The organism is Roseicyclus sp. (genome assembly GCF_052168335.1).
Lineage (GTDB): Bacteria > Pseudomonadota > Alphaproteobacteria > Rhodobacterales > Rhodobacteraceae > Roseibacterium.
In genome coordinates this window covers 1-3,582 of sequence record NZ_JBQLZP010000178.1, presented here as the reverse complement: position 1 = coordinate 3,582, position 3,582 = coordinate 1, and the positions used below count along the sequence as shown (strand labels likewise).

The window sequence follows — 3,582 nt, the reverse complement described above, 5'->3', positions numbered from 1 at the left end:
ACATCTCGATCCCATGGGGCGCGGCGCAGGGATGGTGCCCCTTCGGCACGAGGACGAGGTCGTGGTCGGAGACGGCCATGGTCTCGTCGAGGCTGCCGTCCTCGGTGAAGACCCGCTGCACGCCGAACCCGTCGCGCGGGGACAGGCGGTGATAGTAGGTCTCCTCGAGATACGTGATGTTCGGGAAATCGTCCTCGTCATGCCGGTGCGGCGGGTAGGAGGACCAGTGCCCCGCGGGCGTGAACACCTCGGTCACGAGAAGGCTGTCGGCGACGTCGCGGCCCTCCATCGCGATGTTGTTGATGTAGCGGGTGTTGGTGCCCCTGCCCCGCTCCTCCAGCACGATGCCCTCGGGGCCGAGCCGCTGCGCAGGCCGCCCGCCGGGCGAGGGCGCGGTGCAGACGGCGAGCGTGCAGGCGGTCGTCGCCACCGCCTCCCAGTCGCTGCCGGGCGGCACGTAGAGGCAATGGGGCGGCGTGCGCTCGAACACGTCGAGGCGCCCGCCCATCTCGCCGAAATTCTCGCCCGCCGCCGTCAGCCGGGCGCGCCCCTCCACGAGGACGAGGATCGCCTCGCGCCCCGCCAGGCGCCCGGACGCGGCCTCGCCCGGCGCGAGCCGCCAGAGCTCGAAGCCCACATGGGCCCAGCCCGCCGCCTCGGGCGTCAGCGCGTGGACCCGGCCCGTGGTCCCCGTCGGCCGCCGCAGCAGGTCCGCCATCTCAGACCGTGCCCCCGAGCGAATCCTCGAGCGCCACCATCTCCTGTCCGCCGGCCATCATGTCCTGCAACTCCTCCGGCGTGATCTGGCCCCGCTGCGCCGTGCCGAGCGTCCGGCCCCGGTTCAGGACGGTGAAGCGGTCGCCCACCGCCAGCGCATGGCGCACGTTGTGGGTGATGAAGACGACGCCGATCCCCTTCTTGCGCACCTTGTCGATGGTGGAAAGCACGTTCGCCGTCTGCCGCACGCCGAGCGCCGAGGTCGGCTCGTCGAGGATCAGCACCTTGGCCCCGAAATGCACCGCCCGCGCGATGGCGACGGTCTGCCGCTCGCCCCCGGACAGCGTGCCCACCGCCTGGTCGGGCGAGCGGAGGTTGATGCCCATCTTGCGCATCTCCTCCATCGTCACCTCGTTGGCGTGGCGGAAGTCCATGAACTTGAAGGGCCCCACCCGCCGGACCGGCTCGCGGCCCATCCAGAAGTTCCGCGTCACGCTCATCAGCGGGATCATGGCGAGGTCCTGGTAGACGGTCGCGATCCCCGCCTCCATCGCGTCGCGCGGGCTGTCGAAGGACATCGGCCGCCCCTCGAACAGGATCTCGCCCGAGGTCGGCTTGTGCACGCCCGACATGGTCTTGATGAAGGTGGACTTGCCCGCGCCGTTGTCGCCGAGAAGGCAGTGGCACTCGCCCGGCCGCACGTCGAAGCTGACCCCGTTCAGCGCGATGACCGGACCGAAGTGCTTCTCGATGTTGCGCATCTCGACGATGGGGGCGTGATCGAAGCTCGACATCAGCGTTCCCCCGTGATGATGCGGCGGATGTAGGTGTTGAGGATCACCGCGAAGAGCAGGATGACGCCGAGGAACACCCGGAAGAGGCTGCTCTCGACCCCCGCGAAGAACAGGCCCTGCTGCACCACGCCGAAGATCAGCGCGCCGAGCGCCGCCCCGATGACCGAGCCGTAGCCCCCGGTCAGGAGTGCGCCGCCGATGACCACCGCGATGATCGCCTCGAATTCCTTGAGGAGGCCCCGGTCGGCGCCGGCCGAGCCGAACTCCATCACCTGGCATGTCGCGAAGACGCAGGCGCAGAAGGCCGTGAACATGAACATCAGGATCTTCACCCGGTTCACCGGCACACCCACGTAGCGCGCCGCCTGCGCGTCGCCCCCCGCCGCGAAGATCCAGTTGCCGAACTGCGTGCGCGTCAGGATCACGTGGGCGATGGCGACCAGCGCCAGCGCCCAGACGATCAGCATGGGAATGCCGTCGACGATGGGCTCGCCCGCCCGCGTGCCGCGCTCGAACACGTCGATGACGCCGATGGAGGCCAGCCAGTCGAAGACGAAGCCGAGGATCTTGCCCCCGAAGAGCGGCGCGAGCCAATCGCCCTCGGCCGCGCGGTCGATGCCGCCGATGATCGTCTGCCGCTCGATGAGCTGCGGGAAGAAGATGGTGAAGCCGCGCAGGATGAACAGGAAGGCGAGCGTCACGATGAAGGAAGGCAGGCCCGTGCGCACCACGATCCAGCCGTTGACGGCGCCGATGGCCACGCAGAGCGCGAAGGTGAGGAGGATGGACGCCCAGACCGGCCAGCCGAGCGTCACGGACATGATCGCGATCGACATGCCGGCGAAGCCGATCATGGAGCCGACGCTGAGGTCGAACTCGCCCGCGATCATCAGCATGCAGGCGCCGACGGCGATGATCATGAACTGCGCCGAGACGGTGGACCAGTTCAGCACCCCCTGGGCGTTGAACATGCCGCTGTTGCCCGCGAAGGCGATGAAGAAGGCGAAGACGGCGATGGTGCCCACGATGGCGCCGAGCTCGGGCCGGATCAGCGCCTTCCTCAGCCCCGAGATTTCCCTGACGCGCTCGTCCTTGCCCGGAGCGCCCACCGCTCCCTGTCCCGTGTCGGACATGGCTTCTCCCTCCCCCGAAGCTGCCGGATGCCGGATCGGGCGGGCGCGGTACGGCGCCCGCCCGGAATGGCTCAGCGGTACTCGCCCGCGAACTGCTCCACCATCTCGAGGCCGTCGGCGGTGACGAAACCGGGGCCCGAGTTGATGTTGTTGCCCGGCAGGACGCCGAAGCGGTGGTAGTTGGTCAGGACGACGACCGGCAGGTAGGCCTGGAGGTAGGGCTGCTGGTCGATGCCCCACTGGATGACGCCGTCGCGGATCGCCTGCACGATGTTCTCGCCGAGGTCGAACGTGCCGAAGTAGATGTCGCCCGCGAGGCCCATCTGCTCGAGCGCGAGGATCGTCGGATCGGCCGAGGTCGGGCCCAGCGTCAACACCGCGTCGGTGTCGGGGTTGGCGTTGAGGTAGGCCATCACGCGGTTCTGGATCTCGGCGGGGTCCTGCCCGCTGTCGATCATCTGGTTGCCGAGTTCCACGCCCAGACCGTCCGCGAAGCCCTGGCAGCGCTCGGTCGAGGAGGGCGAGGAGATGTAGTGGTTCACGCACAGGAAGCTGCCCACACCGTCACCTGCGGCGCGCAGGCCCGCGGCGTAGCCCGCGTCGTATTCGGGCTGGCCCACATACATCAGCGCACCCACCTCGCGCGCCTGCTCGGGCGTGCCGGAGTTGATGATGATGACGTCCATGCCGCTGTCGACGGCGGCCTGGATCGGGCCGCTGAGGACGCTCGGGTCGGCCAGCGTGGTGATGATCCCGTCGGGGCCCGAGGCCGCCGCCTGCTCGATGATGCGCGCCATGTCGGCGAGGTCGCCCGTGGGCGGGTTGCGGTACTCGACTTCGACGCCCATCTGCTCGCCGGCGAGCGCGAGGCCGTTCTTGATGTGCGCGGAGACTCTTCGGTTGAGCCCACGCGACCATTTTCATCTTCACATCGAAAA

The 3,582-nt window shown here is 68.9% G+C and carries 3 protein-coding genes and 1 pseudogene; all 4 read right to left on the bottom strand.

Features of this window, described 5'->3' with window-relative positions; all coding sequences use genetic code 11:
* Positions 1 to 718 (bottom strand): 5-deoxy-glucuronate isomerase (iolB, locus tag ACTS11_RS05555; RefSeq protein ID WP_442639342.1); only part of this gene is annotated, 718 nt, incomplete at its 3' end.
* Between the two features lies 1 nt (position 719).
* A complete protein-coding gene (locus ACTS11_RS05550) occupies positions 720 to 1,511 on the bottom strand; it encodes an ATP-binding cassette domain-containing protein (RefSeq protein ID WP_442639341.1) in 792 nt (263 codons plus the stop codon).
* Entirely contained in the window at positions 1,511 to 2,644 is a 1,134-nt protein-coding gene (locus ACTS11_RS05545) for an ABC transporter permease (RefSeq protein WP_442639340.1), read from the bottom strand. Before ACTS11_RS05545 ends, ACTS11_RS05550 begins: the two co-directional genes overlap by 1 nt.
* Positions 2,645 to 2,715: 71 nt before the next feature.
* A pseudogene (locus tag ACTS11_RS05540) lies at positions 2,716 to 3,525 on the bottom strand (sugar ABC transporter substrate-binding protein); the annotation flags it as partial.
* Positions 3,526 to 3,582: the final 57 nt, after the last annotated feature.